General features: G+C 74.0%; 14 protein-coding genes. 11 read left to right on the forward strand and 3 right to left on the reverse strand.

Annotation, left to right across the window (positions count from 1 at the left end):
* Positions 1–72 precede the first annotated feature (72 nt).
* Positions 73–2,157, forward strand: coding sequence for a M3 family metallopeptidase (locus ABD234_RS09605; RefSeq protein ID WP_344355575.1), 2,085 nt, complete (start codon positions 73–75; stop codon positions 2,155–2,157).
* A 106-nt stretch (positions 2,158–2,263) separates the two neighbouring features.
* A complete protein-coding gene (locus ABD234_RS09610) occupies positions 2,264–2,959 on the forward strand; it encodes a hypothetical protein (protein WP_038372035.1) in 696 nt (231 codons plus the stop codon).
* Positions 2,960–3,025: 66 nt separating this feature from the next.
* Here ABD234_RS09610 and ABD234_RS09615 read toward each other — a convergent pair whose 3' ends face one another.
* Positions 3,026–3,622, reverse strand: coding sequence for a DUF4126 domain-containing protein (locus ABD234_RS09615; RefSeq protein ID WP_344355578.1), 597 nt, complete (start codon positions 3,620–3,622; stop codon positions 3,026–3,028).
* Complete coding sequence (locus tag ABD234_RS09620) at positions 3,610–4,308, reverse strand: PH domain-containing protein (protein ID WP_344355580.1); 699 nt, start codon at positions 4,306–4,308, stop codon at positions 3,610–3,612. Before ABD234_RS09620 ends, ABD234_RS09615 begins: the two co-directional genes overlap by 13 nt.
* Before the next feature lie 55 nt (positions 4,309–4,363).
* Here ABD234_RS09620 and ABD234_RS09625 point away from each other — a divergent pair, with 55 nt between their 5' ends.
* The 6 genes from ABD234_RS09625 to ABD234_RS09650 all read left to right on the forward strand — a co-directional run bounded on the left by ABD234_RS09625 (position 4,364) and on the right by ABD234_RS09650 (position 11,626).
* Positions 4,364–4,990, forward strand: coding sequence for a hypothetical protein (locus ABD234_RS09625; RefSeq protein ID WP_038372031.1), 627 nt, complete (start codon positions 4,364–4,366; stop codon positions 4,988–4,990).
* Positions 4,991–5,267: 277 nt separating this feature from the next.
* A complete protein-coding gene (locus ABD234_RS09630; protein ID WP_232226274.1) occupies positions 5,268–5,888 on the forward strand; it encodes a DUF47 domain-containing protein in 621 nt (206 codons plus the stop codon).
* A 2-nt stretch (positions 5,889–5,890) separates the two neighbouring features.
* Positions 5,891–6,913: an inorganic phosphate transporter gene (locus ABD234_RS09635; protein WP_344355584.1), complete on the forward strand. Its 1,023-nt coding sequence runs from the start codon at positions 5,891–5,893 to the stop codon at positions 6,911–6,913.
* Positions 6,914–7,064: 151 nt separating this feature from the next.
* Complete coding sequence (locus ABD234_RS09640) at positions 7,065–7,949, forward strand: hypothetical protein (protein WP_344355587.1); 885 nt, start codon at positions 7,065–7,067, stop codon at positions 7,947–7,949.
* Positions 7,950–8,042: 93 nt separating this feature from the next.
* Positions 8,043–9,680: a phosphoglucomutase (alpha-D-glucose-1,6-bisphosphate-dependent) gene (pgm, locus tag ABD234_RS09645; protein WP_198025389.1), complete on the forward strand. Its 1,638-nt coding sequence runs from the start codon at positions 8,043–8,045 to the stop codon at positions 9,678–9,680.
* Positions 9,681–9,910: 230 nt separating this feature from the next.
* The gene (locus tag ABD234_RS09650) at positions 9,911–11,626 is read left to right on the forward strand and encodes a hypothetical protein (RefSeq protein WP_344355591.1); all 1,716 of its coding nucleotides are present in this window, start codon (positions 9,911–9,913) and stop codon (positions 11,624–11,626) included.
* A 76-nt stretch (positions 11,627–11,702) separates the two neighbouring features.
* Here the strand turns inward: ABD234_RS09650 and ABD234_RS09655 are convergent, their stop codons facing one another.
* The gene (locus tag ABD234_RS09655) at positions 11,703–12,239 is read right to left on the reverse strand and encodes a low molecular weight protein-tyrosine-phosphatase (RefSeq protein ID WP_038372027.1); all 537 of its coding nucleotides are present in this window, start codon (positions 12,237–12,239) and stop codon (positions 11,703–11,705) included.
* Between the two features lie 198 nt (positions 12,240–12,437).
* On the opposite strand from ABD234_RS09655, the gene ABD234_RS09660 reads away from it, so the two are divergent.
* Genes ABD234_RS09660 through ABD234_RS09670 form a run of 3 tightly spaced genes read left to right on the forward strand, consistent with a single transcriptional unit; the run spans position 12,438 to position 14,558 of the window.
* Positions 12,438–12,923, forward strand: a complete 486-nt coding sequence (locus tag ABD234_RS09660) for a GNAT family N-acetyltransferase (protein WP_038372026.1) — start codon at positions 12,438–12,440, stop codon at positions 12,921–12,923.
* A gap of 22 nt (positions 12,924–12,945) precedes the next feature.
* Positions 12,946–14,052, forward strand: a complete 1,107-nt coding sequence (locus ABD234_RS09665) for an App1 family protein phosphatidate phosphatase (RefSeq protein WP_344355595.1) — start codon at positions 12,946–12,948, stop codon at positions 14,050–14,052.
* Positions 14,049–14,558 (forward strand): GNAT family N-acetyltransferase, encoded by a 510-nt coding sequence (locus ABD234_RS09670; RefSeq protein ID WP_344355597.1) that lies wholly within the window; start codon positions 14,049–14,051, stop codon positions 14,556–14,558. Before ABD234_RS09665 ends, ABD234_RS09670 begins: the two co-directional genes overlap by 4 nt.
* Positions 14,559–14,566 lie beyond the last annotated feature (8 nt).

The raw sequence follows: 14,566 nt of genomic DNA on the forward strand, positions 1-14,566 counted from the left end.
CGACGCGCCGGTCCCAGGCTCCGCCCCGGGAGAGCCCATGGCGGTCCCAGCCCCGCCGATAGGCTGGTGCGCATGGTCACATCCGGTTCCTCCGCCCCTGATCCCGACATCGCTGCGGCAGGACTGGAGGGCAATCCCTTCGCCCGGGCCTCCGAGCTGCCCTACGGGCTGCCGGACTTCGCGGCGATCCGGCCCGAGCACCTGCTGCCGGCGTTCCGCGCCGGGATCGCCGAGCAGAAGGCCCTCCTCGCGCGCCTGGCCGCCGCGCAGGACGCGCCGACCTTCGCCTCCGTGCTCGAGCCGCTCGAGCACGGCAGCCCGGTGCTGCGCCGCGTCACCCCCGTCTTCTTCCACCTCGTGGCCTGCGACGGCACCGACGAGCTGCTGGAGATCGAGAAGGAGATCGCCCCCGAGCTCACGGCCCTGGACGACGCGCTGCACCTGGACGCGCGCATCTTCGCGCGGGTCGATGCGCTGCGCCGCGCGGCCGAGGACGGCACCGTCGCCCTGAGCCCGGAGCAGCGCCACATCCTTGAGCGCACCCACCAGCGCTTCGTGCTGCGCGGCGCCCGCCTGGACGACGCCGGCCGCGAGGCCCTCGCCGCGCTGAACCAGGAGATCTCCGAGGCGCAGACCGCGTTCTCGCAGGCCGTGAAGAAGGACCTCAAGGCCGCGGCGGTGCCCGTGCACGAGGAGTCCCAGCTCGCGGGGCTGGATGCGGCCCAGCGCTCCGCGGCCGCGACCGCGGCGGCCGATGCGGGGCTCGAGGGATGGCTGCTCACGCTGGGCCTGCCCACCGTCCAGCCGCTGCTGACCTCCCTCGAGGACCGCGCCGTGCGCGAGCGGCTGTACCGCGCCTCCGTCGAGCGCGGCACCGCGACCTGGGAGCTGGCCCCGCGCATCGCCTCCCTGCGGGCGCGGAAGGCGGAGCTGCTGGGCTTCGAGGACTTCGCCGCCCTCGCGGTCGCCGATCGCACGGCCGCCCTGCCCGTCGCGGTCGAGGACCTGTTCGCCCGGGCCATCGGCCCTGCGATGGCGAACGTCGAGCGCGAGCGCGAGCGGATCGCGCGCCGCGCCGCCGAGGACGGCGTGGACGAGCTCGCCCCCTGGGACTGGGCCTACTACGCCGACCGGGTGCAGCGGGAGGACTTCGCGGTCGACCGCGCCGAGCTGAGCCCGTACTTCGCGCTGGACCGCGTGCTCGAGGACGGCGTCTTCCACGCCGCCGGACAGGTCTACGGCCTGCGCTTCACCCGCCGCGAGGATCTCGCGGCCCACCACCCGCAGGCCGCGGTGTGGGAGGTCCATGACGCCGACGGCGAGGGCCTGGGACTGTTCATCGGCGACTACTTCACGCGGGGCACCAAGCGCGGCGGCGCCTGGATGACCTCGCTGTCGCTGAGCTCGCACCTCGAGGGCACGCGCCCCATCGTCACCAACACCATGAACATCTCCCGCCCCGCCGAGGGCGAGCCGGCGCTGGTCACCCTCGACGAGGTCCGCACGATGTTCCACGAGTTCGGGCATGCGCTGCACGGCCTGCTGAGCGACGTGGAGAACCCCTCGGTCGCCGGCACCGCCGTCCCGCGCGACGTGGTCGAGTTCCCCAGCCAGGTCAACGAGATGTGGGCGCTGCGCCCGGGCATCGTGGAGCACTACGCCCGCCACGTGGAGACCGGGGAGGTCGTCCCGCCTGAGCTGCTGGAGAGGGTCGAGTCCGCGAGCCTGTGGGGCGAGGGCTTCGCCACGGTCGAGTACCTCGCCGCGGCGGTGCTGGACTGGCGCTGGCACCGGATCGGCGCCGACGTCCGCGTCGAGGACCCGCGCGCCTTCGAGGCCGAGCAGCTCGAGGTCGCCGGCCTCGCCCACCCGCTGGTCGCGCCGCGCTACCGCACCGGCTACTTCCACCACACCTTCTCCGGCGGGTACGCCGCGGGCTACTACTCCTACTTCTGGGCGGAGGCCTTCGACGCGGACTCCGTCGCCTGGTTCGAGGAGCAGCTCGCCGCCGGCGTCCCGCTGCGCGAGGCCGGGGACGCGTTCCGGGCGGGGATCCTCGCCCTGGGCGGGTCCCGCGATCTGCTCGAGGCCTACCGGGCCTTCCGCGGCCGGGACCGCGAGGTCCGCTACCTGCTCGAGCGCCGCGGCCTCGCCTGATGGGGACTTCTCCCCATCGGCGCCGGGTGCACGGCTCGGGCATCTCTGACATGCTCGAGGCTCCCGGTGCCGTCCAGGCCCATCCGTGCACGACCGTGAGGTGACCATGACCGAGAACGCCGATCCGGGCGCCGCCGCGAGCAGCGCGGACGAGACGCAGACGATCTACACCGCCTACGAGATCGACTTCATGCTGAACCTGCGCCGCACCGAGGCCGCGGAGATCACCCGCGAGCAGATCGGGATCCGCAGCGCTCCCGAGCAGGCGGCCGACTTCGTCTCCGCAGCGGTCGCCGCCGGGCTGCGCGCCCGCGGCAAGGTCGAGCAGTCGGCCGACGGCCAGTGGCTGCTGGGCCGCGAGGGCCAGATCGTCGCCGGCACGCTCACCAGCGCGAACCGCTGGCTGGGCATGGCCCTGGCGCAGGGCGGGGCGATGCGCATGGCCTTCCTCGTCGCCGCCGAGCAGTCCGTCCTCATGCTCACCCAGGACGAGCTGGACACCTTCCTGGTCACGGCCCTCGCCTCGCCGGACCAGGTGCCGCAGGCCGTCACCGACATCGCCCGGGCCTTCCTCGCCCAGGCGCCGGGGAACACCGTCTCCCTGCGCCGCTGCGACGCGGGCGACCCGGCCACCACCACGCAGCTCATGCTGCACGTCGAGGACGACGGCGCCTGGAAGGTGGGGCACGAGCCCCTCACCGAGGAGGACGTCCTGCAGGTCTCGGACATCAGCTCCGAGCAGGTCCTGCCGGTGGTCGCCGAGCTCTGGGCCGACGGCGTCAGCGCCGCCCCGCACGCCTGACCGGCCGGACCGGCTTCCGGCCGGTCCCGCAGGAAGGCTCACCGCTCCGCGCCCCGCGGGGCCGGCTCACTCCGGGACGGGGGCGTGGCGGGCGCGGGCCTCGCGCAGGCGCGCGCGGAGGTTGCGGAACGAGCGACGCAGCCGGTGGGCGAGGTAGAGCCCGGCGGCGAGCAGGAGCAGGGCCAGCACCGCGGCGAGCGCCGGCAGCGCGACCGCCAGCACGCCCATGAGCAGGACGGCGGCGTCCTCGCCGGCGGAGACCAGGGCGTTGGAGACGGGCTCCGGGGACACGTTCACGGCGGCCCGGGCGGTCGACTTCGCGGTGTGCGCGCCGAAGGCCGCCGCCGCGCCGAGCACCGCCATCACGATCGCGGCGGTGGTGCTGGTCTCGCCGCCCAGGAGGTAGCCGATGGCGCCGCCCGCGATGGGGCGCACCACGGTGTGCAGGGCATCCCAGAACGAGTCGAAGTAGGCGATCTTGTCGGCGGCGAAGTCGACGACCAGCAGGATCCCGGCGATCACCAGCAGGTCGGTGCGCTGCAGGACCGCCGGCACCTCCTCGATCCCGAAGAGGCGTCCCGACAGCCCCAGCAGGAAGATCATGAAGTAGGGCCGCACCCCGCTGACCCATCCCGATCCGAGCGTCATCATCAGGGCTTCCATGCTCGCCCACCGTCCTTCCCGGCACGTCGCACGATCTCCGCGCGCAGCTCACGGATCTCCCGGCGGGACGGCTGCGCATAGGTCCACACCGGACGGTCGAACAGCGGCATCACCACGCGCCCGCCGCCGCGCAGCACCAGCGCCGCGCTCACCCCGTGCACGGGGTGCACGGCGCGGCTGTCCACGCCCGCGATGTCGCGCCACGGCACCCGGCGGGAGCCGAACGCCCCGAATACCGTCACGGCCTCGGCATCCCGTTCCAGGCGGGAGCGCACCGCGGCCAGGGCCAGCACGCCCCAGCGCAGCGCGGCCAGCAGCAGCACCAGGGCGCCGAGCCCCAGCCCCGCGACCACCACGACCACGGCCACATCGGGCGCGTGCCCGGCGGGGACCCGCATCAGCAGCAGGAGGCCCAGCACCCCGGGCACGAGCGCGGCCCACAGCCACAGCGCGGCGATCGCGGTGCGCAGCAGCGCCGAGCGCACGACGATCCGCGAGGTCGTCACCCGCACCGGGCCGCGCCCCGTGCCGGAGGCGCCGGGGACCGCCGGGCGCTCCTGGGTGCTCAGCTCCGGCCCATGGTCCAGGGCCCTCAGCATGCGCTCGATGGTTCCCGCGGAGCGCCGGAAGTCCGGCAGGGCGCGCGGCGGCCCGGTGTCCGGGTCCAGCCGCCGAGGGATCGTCATGGCATCACCGTAGTCGGCCCCGGCCCGCCCAGTCCCGGCGCGTACAGTGCCGTGCATGAGTCCGACCCCGTCGTTCCGCCGCCCTGCCCCGCTGTACCCGTCGGTGGCCGATGCGATCCCCGGGGCGCCCGACCCCGCCCAGACCGCGGATCTCGCCCACCAGAGCGCCGAGGCGCTGCTGCACGGCGTCTTCCACAGCGCCGACGAGGACGTCGTCCAGCGCGTGCTCACCCTCGTCGAGCGCGAGGGCCTCGGGGACCTCGCGACCCTGTGGTCCGCAGCCCCCGCGACCTCGCTGCCCGGGGCGCTGTGGCGCCTCTACGTCCTGCACACCTGGGTGCAGCGGCAGACGGAGGAGGTCACCCTGCGATACCGCGAGGGCTCCCGGACGGTGCCCGGCCTGCGCTACCTCGCCGGCCTCGAGGAGCCGCCGAGCCTCGAGCAGACCCGCAGCGCCATGGACCTGATCCTGCGCGGCGCCTTCACCGGCGACCTGTCCGTGGCACTGGCCCGCGCCGGGGCGGTGGCGGTGATCGCCGCGCACGGCACGGCGCATCTGGCCGACTCCGAGTCCACCGAGGCCGCGCAGCGCGAGCTCACGGTCCAGGCCGAGCGCCTGCTCACCACCGGCGAGGAGCTCGCCGCCGCCGGCCACGCCGCCCGCCACGGCACCCTGGACTGAGATCCCGCCGCACGCTCCGAAAGCGGCCCTGACGTCGGATCATGCAGGATCTTCCCCACACGTGGGGCAGACCGGCCCCGCGATCCGATCGAGTGCTCTACGATGGATCGTGCGCCGGGCCGCGGTTGCCCCGGGCTCCAACATTTGCCGCTTCGAGCGGCCTTCGCGCCGACAGGCGCATCCCGGTCCGGCGCGTCTGCTTCTCGTCCGCCCCGGGGCCTCTCCCGTCGCCCTCCCCGGGCGGCACGTCCCGCGGGGCCTCGCATACGGAGGGCTGGTGCGTCTCTTCCCACGGCAGTTCGAGCGTCCCCTCCACAGCCTGCTGACGGACCTCGCCCAGCTCCTCGCCGGCAGTGCAGAGCTCCTCTCCCGCACCCTCGGACAGCCCTCGCGCGACCGCTCCCGCGCCCTGCCGGCCCTGCACGAGAACGCCACCCGCGCCTCGGAGCTCACCGCGCGCATCGGGAACCGCCTGGCCGAATCGCTGATCACGCCCTTCGAGGCGGAGGTCCTCTACGAGTTCGCGCTGTCGATGGCCGATGCGACCGACCGCATGGAGCGGATCGCCGAGCTGACCGTGTCCTTCTCCCTGGGCCGCATCTCGACCCCGATGCTCGAGGCCGCCCAGGTCGTCGAGCGGGCCGCGGACCTCACGGTCGAGGCGGGCTGGACGCTGCCGGACCTGCGCGGCCTCGGCGAGTACCACCGCGAGATGCGCCGGCTGCGACGCCACGGGGACCGCCTCGTCGAGCGGTCCATCGCCGAGCTCTACACCCGGGGCGGCTCCGCCGCGGACCTGCTGCGCGGCCGCGATGTCGCCCAGGGGATGCTGGAGCTGCTGGCCCTGCTGGACCGGGCGGCCCGACAGGCCGACCTCCTGCGCATCAAGGACACCTGAGGATGGCCGTCGAGCCCCTCGCCGCGGTGATCACGCTGCTGGCCGTGCTGCTCGCCTACGTCAACGGATTCCACGACGCCTCCAACGCCGTGTCCACCACGATCACCACCCGCGCCCTGCGGGAGCGCACGGCGCTGGGGATGGCGGCGCTGCTGAACCTGTTCGGGGCGCTGCTCGGGATCGGCCTGGTGACGATCTCGTCCACCTGGGCCTTCGAGCGGATGGGCCTGGGCCATATCACCGCGGGGGTCGACACCCCCGGCCCGGTGCTCCTGTGGATCATCCTCGCCGGCGTCCTCGTGACGATCCTGTGGGATCTGATCACCTGGTGGATGGGCATGCCCTCCTCGAGCTGGCATGCCCTGTTCGCCGGGGTCGGGGGCGCGTCCCTCGTGCTGGGCTGGGACGCGGACTGGCCCACCATCGCCCGCAGCTCGCTGCTGCCGACCGCCTTCGCGCCGCTGCTGGGGGCGGCGGCCGCCTACGCGACGATGCAGCTCATCTCGCGGATGCTCACCAGCGACCGTCTGCGCAGCGGCCACCTGCGGTTCGCGCAGACCGTCTCGGCAGGGCTGGTCGCCACCGCCCACGGCCTGCAGGACGCCCTGATCCCGATGGCGGTGATCGTGGCCGTCGCGACGACCTCCCCGATGCCCGGCGCCGTGCTGGCCTCCGCCCCGTACACCGTGGCCGTCGCGATCGCGCTGGGCACGCTCATGGGCGGGCACCGGATCATCCGCACCCTGGGCTCGCGCCTGACCGACCTGACCACGCCGCAGGGCTTCTCCGCGGAGGCCGCTACCGCGACCCTGATGGGCCTCGTCTCCCTGGGCATGGGCCTGCCCGTCTCCTCCTCCCACTCCATCGCGGCGGGGATCATGGGGGCGGGGCTGGCGCGGGGGCCGCGGGCGCTGCGGCTGCCGGTCGTGCGGCGGATCCTCGCCGTCTGGCTGGCCACGCCCTTCGCCTGCTTCGGGATGGGCCTCATCATCGCCCGCCTCGCCCAGACCAGCATCGGCATCTGAGGGACCGGCCCCGCCCGGGTCGCGAGGCGGCGCTCGGCGGACTCCCGGGCGGCGTCGCTATCCTGGCCCGGCGCTCCCGGGAATCCGGACAGCGCCCTCCCGACCGTCGACCGCGGCGCCGGGCGCGAACCGCCGCCGCGAAGGAGACCCGATGTCCGAGCAGGATGGCCTCACGCCGAGCCCTCGGCGCCCGCGCCCCGTCTACGGCCTGCCCGCCTCTCCCCCCGGGCCGGGCGAGGCTCCGCCCGACCCGCAGGCCCCCTCCTCGGACGCCGGCTGGGCGCAGCACCCTCCCGCCGGATCGATGCCGCCGGCGGGGTCCGGACCGGCGGCGGCCCCGGCCTCCTCCGGCGCCTGGGGCCAGCCGTCGGCGCAGCCGGCCGGGCACGCCGGCCACACCCCGGGGCCGGCCGGAGACCCCGCCGGCCCGTACGGCCAGGGACCCTCCGCCCCGAGCTGGCAGGCCGGGTCGGCGCAGTCAGGTCCGCAGGGCCCCGCGTCCGTCGATCCGGGACGTCGCCGCGGGCGCGGCACGATCCCGCTGGTCCTGGGACTGGTCATGCTGCTGGTGCTCGCGCCGGCGGCGCTCGTGATCGGCCTGGTGCTCTCGGTGAACCATCTCGTGGGCGACGCGGTCGCCGGGCCGACGGTGATGCCCGGATCCACGGCCACGGTCGAGGTCCCCAGCAACTCCATGGTCATCGTCTACGTCCCCGAGGCCGATGCCGCCACCGCGGAGTGCACGGCCGAGGGCGAGGGCGGGACGGTCACCGTCGTCCCCCAGTCCAGCACCGTCCAGTTCGGCGACGGCAGCACGTACCACCAGGTGCTCGGCGCGGTCGCGCAGGGCGACACCCGCATGACCATCACCTGCACCGGCACCACGGCCGATGCCGCCTACCTTGGCCCGTACAGCATCTTCGGCATGGCCGGGCCGATGCTCGCCGGCATCGGCGGCGGCGTGCTGCTCGGTCTGGTCGGCCTCGTGCTGCTGATCGTGGGCATCGTGACCAAGGTGCGCGGGCGCCGCGCCTGACCTGCACGTCTCATCTCCCGGCTCCCGGTCGGAGCGGCCCCGGGGACCACCTAGAGTGGCCGGACCATCGTTCCCATGAAGGGAGTGCGGATCATGCATCCCCGCGCAGGCAAGAAGGCACAGCCCGAGGACCTGATCGACGTCGACGCGGTCCTCGACGCCTACTACGACCTCCACCCCGATCCTTCGAATCCGGACCAGGCCGTGGCATTCGGCACCTCCGGGCACCGCGGCTCCTCCCTGGACACCGCCTTCAACGAGGACCACATCGCCGCGACGACGCAGGCGATCGTCGAGTACCGCGCCGCCCAGGGGATCCAGGGCCCGCTGTTCATCGGCCGCGACACCCATGCCCTGTCCCGCCCGGCCTTCGACACCGCGCTCGAGGTCCTCGCGGCCCACGGCGTGACGGTCCTGATCGACGCGATGGACACCTACACCCCCACCCCCGCGGTCTCGCACGCGATCCTCGTGCACAACCGCGGCAAGGGACCGCAGGACTCCTCGCGGGCCGACGGCATCGTCGTCACCCCGAGCCACAACCCGCCGCGCGACGGCGGCTTCAAGTACAACCCGCCGCACGGCGGGCCGGCCGGGTCCGAGGCGACCGGCTGGATCGCCGACCGCGCCAACGAGCTGCTGGCCTCGGGCCTGCGCGAGGTGCGCCGGGTGGACCGCAGCAAGGCCGTCCAGCACGCGGGCCGCTACGACTACCTCCACACGTATGTGCAGGACCTGCCCAGCGTCGTCGACATCGCGGCGATCCGCCGCGCGGGCGTGCGCATCGGCGCCGATCCCCTGGGCGGCGCCGCCGTCGACTACTGGGCGATGATCGGCGAGATGCACGACCTGGACCTCACGGTCGTCAACCCCACCGTCGACCCGCAGTGGTCCTTCATGACGCTGGACCGCGACGGCAAGATCCGCATGGACTGCTCGAGCCCGTGGGCGATGGCCTCGCTGCTGGAGCAGAAGGACACCTACGACATCGCCACCGGCAACGACGCCGATTCCGATCGCCACGGGATCGTCACGCCCGATGCGGGGCTGATGAACCCCAACCACTACCTCGCGGTCGCGATCCGCTACCTCTTCTCGCACCGCCCGCAGTGGCCCGCGGGCGCGAAGGTCGGCAAGACGGTGGTCTCCTCCAGCCTGATCGACAAGGTCACCGCGTCGCTGGGCCGTGAGCTCTACGAGGTGCCGGTGGGCTTCAAGTACTTCGTGCCGGGCCTCATCGACTCCTCCGTCGGCTTCGGCGGCGAGGAGAGCGCCGGGGCGTCCTTCCTGCGCCATGACGGCTCGGTGTGGACCACGGACAAGGACGGCATCATCCTGGCGCTGCTCGCCTCGGAGATCCTCGCCGTCACCGGCCGCACGCCCAGCCAGCTGCACGGCGAGCTCGTCGCGGAGTTCGGGGCGAGCGCCTACGACCGCATCGACGCCCCGGCCGGCCGCGAGCAGAAGGCCCGGCTGAAGGCCCTCAGCCCCGAGGAGGTCTCTGCCTCCGAGCTGGCCGGGGAGCCGATCACCGCGAAGATGACGGTCGCCCCCAACGGCGAGGCGATCGGCGGCCTGAAGGTCTCCACCGAGTCGGCGTGGTTCGCGGCGCGTCCCTCGGGCACGGAGGACGTCTACAAGATCTACGCGGAGTCCTTCCGCGGCGAGGAGCATCTGCGCGAGGTGCAGGAGGCGGCGAAGAACGTCGTCGACGGCGCGCTGAACAGCTGACGTTCCTCTCCTTTCCCCATCGGCCCTCCTCGGTCTGCGGCGCATCCGCTATCGTGGGGGGCCGTTGGCCGTCCCTCGGGCGGCCTCTCCGCGAGGTGGGATCCTTCACGCCTTCTTGCGGGGTGCACCGCTTCGGCGGATCCTGAAACGTGCACCGGACTCCGGGATCGACCACCCGGGAGCCGATATCGGACGACCGGAACAGCGAACCGCAGGAGAGGGGGACGCACATGCGGAGCTCTGCGCGCGCACGCGCGGCCGTCGCCGCCCTGCTGGCGACCAGCGTCTTCCCCCTCGCTCCCGCCGCCGCGGAGTCCCCTGCCCCCTCGGATCCCGCCGCCGTCGAGGCCCCGGCCGACACGGCCGATGACGGGCTCGAGGTCGGGATCACCCGCGGCGCTCATGGCGATGACCAGGGCAGCTCGGAGAAGGGGCGCAGCCCCGAGGACGTCCCCGCCGCGGACCGGCGCGCGCCCGTGGAGCCTGCGGCCGATGCGCCGCCGTTCGAAGAGTCTGTCCCCGACGAGGACACCTCCGTCCCCGACGAGGACGCCCCTGCCCCGGACGAGGGCACCGAGGATCCGCCCCCGGCGGAGGTGACGGAGGACGCCGCCGCTCCCCCCGAGGAGGAGCCCACCAGCGCCCCGGTCGAGGACCCCGATCCCGAGACCACGCCCGTCGAGGACCCGGATCCCGAGACGACGCCCGTCGAGGATCCCGACCTCGAGACGACGCCGGTCGAGGACTCCGCGATCGCGGATCCGCAGCCCAGCGATCCCGTCTCCCCTCCCGTGGAGGAGCCCTCGACGCAGCCCGACTCCGAGGAGTCCGCCACCGGCGACCCGACGACGACCACGAGCGCCGCGCCCTCCGCCCCCACCACCACGACCGCATCGTCCACGACGACGCCGACGGCCTCCCCCTCCACGACCGGGACGCCGACCGCAACCCCCTCCGAGACCACCACCCCGACGGCCTCCCCCACGCCGACGCCCTCCCCGACGCCGACCTGCGACCCGGAGCCGGCTCCCGCCCCGAGCGACGGGACGACGAGCGAGCCCGATTCCACGACGACCTCGCCCACGGCGACGCCCACCGCGTCACCGTCGCCGGAGCCGACCCCGTCGGACGACCCGAGCTGCGAGCCGACGCCCGATCCTGACGACGGCATCGCCCCGCCGGGGACCATCGCTCCGCCCCCGACCGAGGAGCCCAGCAGCGGGGACCCCAGCACGGGAACCCCCACCGAGCAGCCCAGCAGCGAGGCCCCCACCGAGGGGGAGGGCTCCGGGACGCCGACCGACGACTCCCCCGAGGGGACGGGGCCGGAGCCCACCGCGTCGCCCACGACCCCGGCCCCGTCGCCCACGACCCCGTCGACGTCGCCCACGCCGTCCAGCCCGGCACCCACGACGCCCACCGAGGAGCCGTCGACGCCCCGCGAGTCGCCCACCACGCCGACGGAGGATCCGGAGAGCTCCGCCGCCGCCACGAGCGCTCCCGCTGCGCCCGAGCCGACGACCCCGAGCGAGCAGCCCTCGACCCCGACGGAGCCCGCAGCCTTCTTCCCGCCCGGGGCGGTCCCCGAGGACCCGCCGGCGACGGACGAGAGCACCGACCGGAGCACATCGGCCGCAGCGCGGACCCCTGAGCAGTCCCAGACGGCCGATCGCGGCGCACCGCAGGCCGAGGAGTCCGAGACCCTGCACACCGGCGCGTCCCGGACGCAGGACGAGGACGAGGACGACGGGCGGATCGTCAAGCTCATCAGCACCTTCACCGAGGACTCGGATTCCGCGTGGGGCCGCATGGGGCAGGTCCTCGTCGTCGCCCTCGGCGTCGGGTTCCTGACGGCCGCGGGATTCGTCGCCGCCACCTGGCACGGACGTCACCAGACGGTGCGGGCCGAGCGCCGGGCCGCCCGCGAGGCCTCGAAGGGCCGCTGAGCCCGAAGGCCCCTGCCTGCACCGCTGAGCCGGGAGGTCCTGCCGAGGTCCTGCCGGCCGCCGGGGCCGGGCGCGCTCAGCGCCCCGCGACCCGCTTGGCCTCGAGCAGCTCGGCGATGTGCTCGAGCAGGGTCGGCAGCGCCCCGCGCAGCACCTCGATGGTCTCGTCGAAGGCCTCCTGGCCCTCGTACCACGGGTCCGGGACGGAGATGTCCTCGTCCTCGGCGCCGGCGGGCAGCAGCGGATCGAAGGTCCGCCACAGGGAGATCTCCGGGGTGGGGGCGTCCGGCGGGATCTGCTCGGCCTTGCGCAGCAGCGCCGCGGCATGATCGGTCGTCATCGGCAGCAGCAGGTCCCAGGTCGGCAGCTCCGACTGGTGGATGCTGCGGGCCGTGTGCTCGAAGGGCTGGGTGTAGCCGGCATGCTCGAGGGCCAGGACGGTGCGGGGGTCCATCGGCTCCCCCTCGGCCTCCCAGCTCAGGCCCGCCGAGTGCACCTCGACATCGGCGGCGAGACGGGGATCCGCGCGCACCGCCTCGCGCAGCATCACCGCTGCGGCGGGCGAGCGGCAGACGTTTCCCGTGCAGACGGTGAGGACGCGCAGTGCAGTCACCCGGCCATTGTGACAGCTCCGGCACCGTGCGGGGCGCCGTTCCACCGGCTCGCGCTCCGCGGGGCCCCGGCGTGCGTTCCGGGCACGGCTGTGGCACAGTGTCGGTGCCCCGTGTCGACCCGTACAATCACCAGGGAGCGCCGTTCCTCGCCCCATCTGCGGGGACCAGCGATACATGACCTGCACTGGAGGACTGCCTTGGCCGAGATCATCCGCGCGAACAACGACACCTGGCATCTGGTCCGGGAGATCCGCCTGCGCTCGCTGAGCTCCGACCCGTCCTCCTTCGGGCAGAGCTGGGACCGCGAGTCCGCCTACGACGACCAGGCATGGCAGCGCCGGGTGGACGAGGCCGCCTGGTTCCTCGCCGTCGAGGACGAGCAGCCCGTCGCCGTGGTCGCCTCGCGGCACGAGGAGGACTCCCCCGCCAACGAGCGCGAGCTGCAGGCCATGTGGGTCTCGCCGTCCTCCCGCAAGTCGGGCATCGCCCACGCTCTCGCCGAGGCCGTCTTCGCCTGGGCGAAGGCCGACGGCGCGGACACCGTGACGCTGTATGTCGGGCCGACCAACGCCCCCGCCCGCAAGCTCTACGAGTCGCTCGGCTTCACCGACACCGGGGACCGCTGGCAGGTCGTCGAGGACGATCCGGACTCGTCCTGGATCAAGATGTCCCGCGCGGTCTGACCCGCCCCCGCTCTCGTCCGGCATGCCGCGACGCCCCGCAGGACCGCGCCCTCCCCTGCCCGCCGACGCCCCCTTCATCCCGGCCCGGGACCGGCCGCACTGGGCGGCGCGCACGGAGAACACGAAGAACCGGCTGATGGGCCGCGTGCTGCAGCGGCTCGGCTGGGACGTGCGCCTGCAGCCCTTCATCGGCTACGGCGCCCCCGGTCGCATCCGCGTGCTGGCGAAGGTCCTGTACGCCTCCCCCTCGACCCCGGCCGACTATCACGACCAGCCCGTCCATGACATGCGCACCATGGCGGTGCGCGGCTGGCGGAACTTCGCCTCGCAGGTCGCGCCCTTCGCGCGCGTGCGCGTGACCATCGCCGGGGACGAGTTCCTCGTCCACGCCGACCGCTCCGGCATCATCGACACCGAGCTCGTCGTGGACCTGCCGCCCGGACGGCACGAAGCCGTCCTGTCCACGCATCCGGGCAACGCCGTCACCGCCGAGGTGCTCGTGTTCTCCCCCGAGGAGCGGATCGGCGTGGTCAGCGACATCGACGACACGGTGATGATCACCTGGCTGCCGCGGCCGCTGCTGGCGTTCTGGAACGCCTTCGTCATCCACCAGTCCTCGCGCCGGGTGGTGCGGGGCATGCCGGCGCTCTACCAGGAGATCCTGCGCGAGCATCCCGCCGCCCCGGTGGTATATCTTTCCACCGGCGCGTGGAACGTGTTCCCGGTGCTGCGGCGCTTCCTGTTCAAGAACGGCTACCCCGACGGGCCGATGCTGCTCACCGACTGGGGCCCGACGAACACCGGGTTCTTCCGCTCGGGCCGTGAGCACAAGGTCCGCGCCCTCGCCCGCCTCGCCGAGGCGTTCCCGCAGGTGAAGTGGATCCTCATCGGCGACGACGGGCAGCACGACCCCGACACCTACCGGGCCTTCGAGGCCTACCATCCCGACCATGTGGAGGCGATCGCCATCCGTCAGCTGACCGAACCGGAGCAGGTCCTCGCCCACGGCAGCCGCCGCCCGCTGGCGGAGGCGCCGTCCCGGCTTCCCGGCGACTCCCGTCGCACGGTCCGGGCGCCCGACGGCCACGGCCTGTCCCGCGCGCTGCGGGGCCTGGGGGTGCTCTCGTGAGCGCCCCGCAGATCCGCGCGGCCGATGCGGCCGACGTGCCGCGCATCCTCGAGATCGTGGAGGCGGCCTACCGCGGTCCGGGCGGCTGGACCACCGAGGAGGGGCTGGTCTCCGGTGCCCGCACCGATGCGTCCGAGGTCCGCGCCCTGATCGCGGCGCCCGCGGTCGCGCTGCTGGTGGCGGAGGCCGACGGCCGCGTGATCGGCTGCTGCTACACCGAGCGGGCCGGGACCCGGGCGGAGTTCGGGCTGTTCGCCGTGGATCCGGCCGCCCAGGCCGGCGGCATCGGCCGGGCCCTGCTGGAGGCGCAGGTCGCGCTGCTGCGCGAGGCGGGCGTGCTCGAGCTGGAGATCCACGTCCTCCAGGGGCGGGACGAGCTCAACGCCTGGTACCAGCGCCGCGGCTTCGTGCCCACCGGCGCGACCCATCCGTTCCCGCTGGACCCGTCGGCCCTCGCCGATCCCGAGGCCCGGTTCGACGTCCTGGTGCGCGACCTCAGCCACTAGGCTCGCAG

Origin of the sequence: Brachybacterium phenoliresistens (assembly GCF_039530785.1) — a bacterium.
GTDB classification, from domain to species: domain Bacteria; phylum Actinomycetota; class Actinomycetes; order Actinomycetales; family Dermabacteraceae; genus Brachybacterium; species Brachybacterium phenoliresistens.

What these genes read in the sequence shown, in the direction of transcription:
- ABD234_RS09605 (WP_344355575.1), top strand. Translation starts at nt 73, where the DNA reads ATGGTCACATCCGGTTCCTCCGCCCCTGATCCCGACATCGCTGCGGCA.
- ABD234_RS09610 (WP_038372035.1), top strand. Translation starts at nt 2,264, where the DNA reads ATGACCGAGAACGCCGATCCGGGCGCCGCCGCGAGCAGCGCGGACGAG.
- ABD234_RS09615 (WP_344355578.1), bottom strand. Translation starts at nt 3,622, where the DNA reads ATGGAAGCCCTGATGATGACGCTCGGATCGGGATGGGTCAGCGGGGTG.
- ABD234_RS09620 (WP_344355580.1), bottom strand. Translation starts at nt 4,308, where the DNA reads ATGACGATCCCTCGGCGGCTGGACCCGGACACCGGGCCGCCGCGCGCC.
- ABD234_RS09625 (WP_038372031.1), top strand. Translation starts at nt 4,364, where the DNA reads ATGAGTCCGACCCCGTCGTTCCGCCGCCCTGCCCCGCTGTACCCGTCG.
- ABD234_RS09635 (WP_344355584.1), top strand. Translation starts at nt 5,891, where the DNA reads ATGGCCGTCGAGCCCCTCGCCGCGGTGATCACGCTGCTGGCCGTGCTG.
- ABD234_RS09640 (WP_344355587.1), top strand. Translation starts at nt 7,065, where the DNA reads ATGTCCGAGCAGGATGGCCTCACGCCGAGCCCTCGGCGCCCGCGCCCC.
- pgm (WP_198025389.1), top strand. Translation starts at nt 8,043, where the DNA reads ATGCATCCCCGCGCAGGCAAGAAGGCACAGCCCGAGGACCTGATCGAC.
- ABD234_RS09650 (WP_344355591.1), top strand. Translation starts at nt 9,911, where the DNA reads ATGCGGAGCTCTGCGCGCGCACGCGCGGCCGTCGCCGCCCTGCTGGCG.
- ABD234_RS09665 (WP_344355595.1), top strand. Translation starts at nt 12,946, where the DNA reads ATGCCGCGACGCCCCGCAGGACCGCGCCCTCCCCTGCCCGCCGACGCC.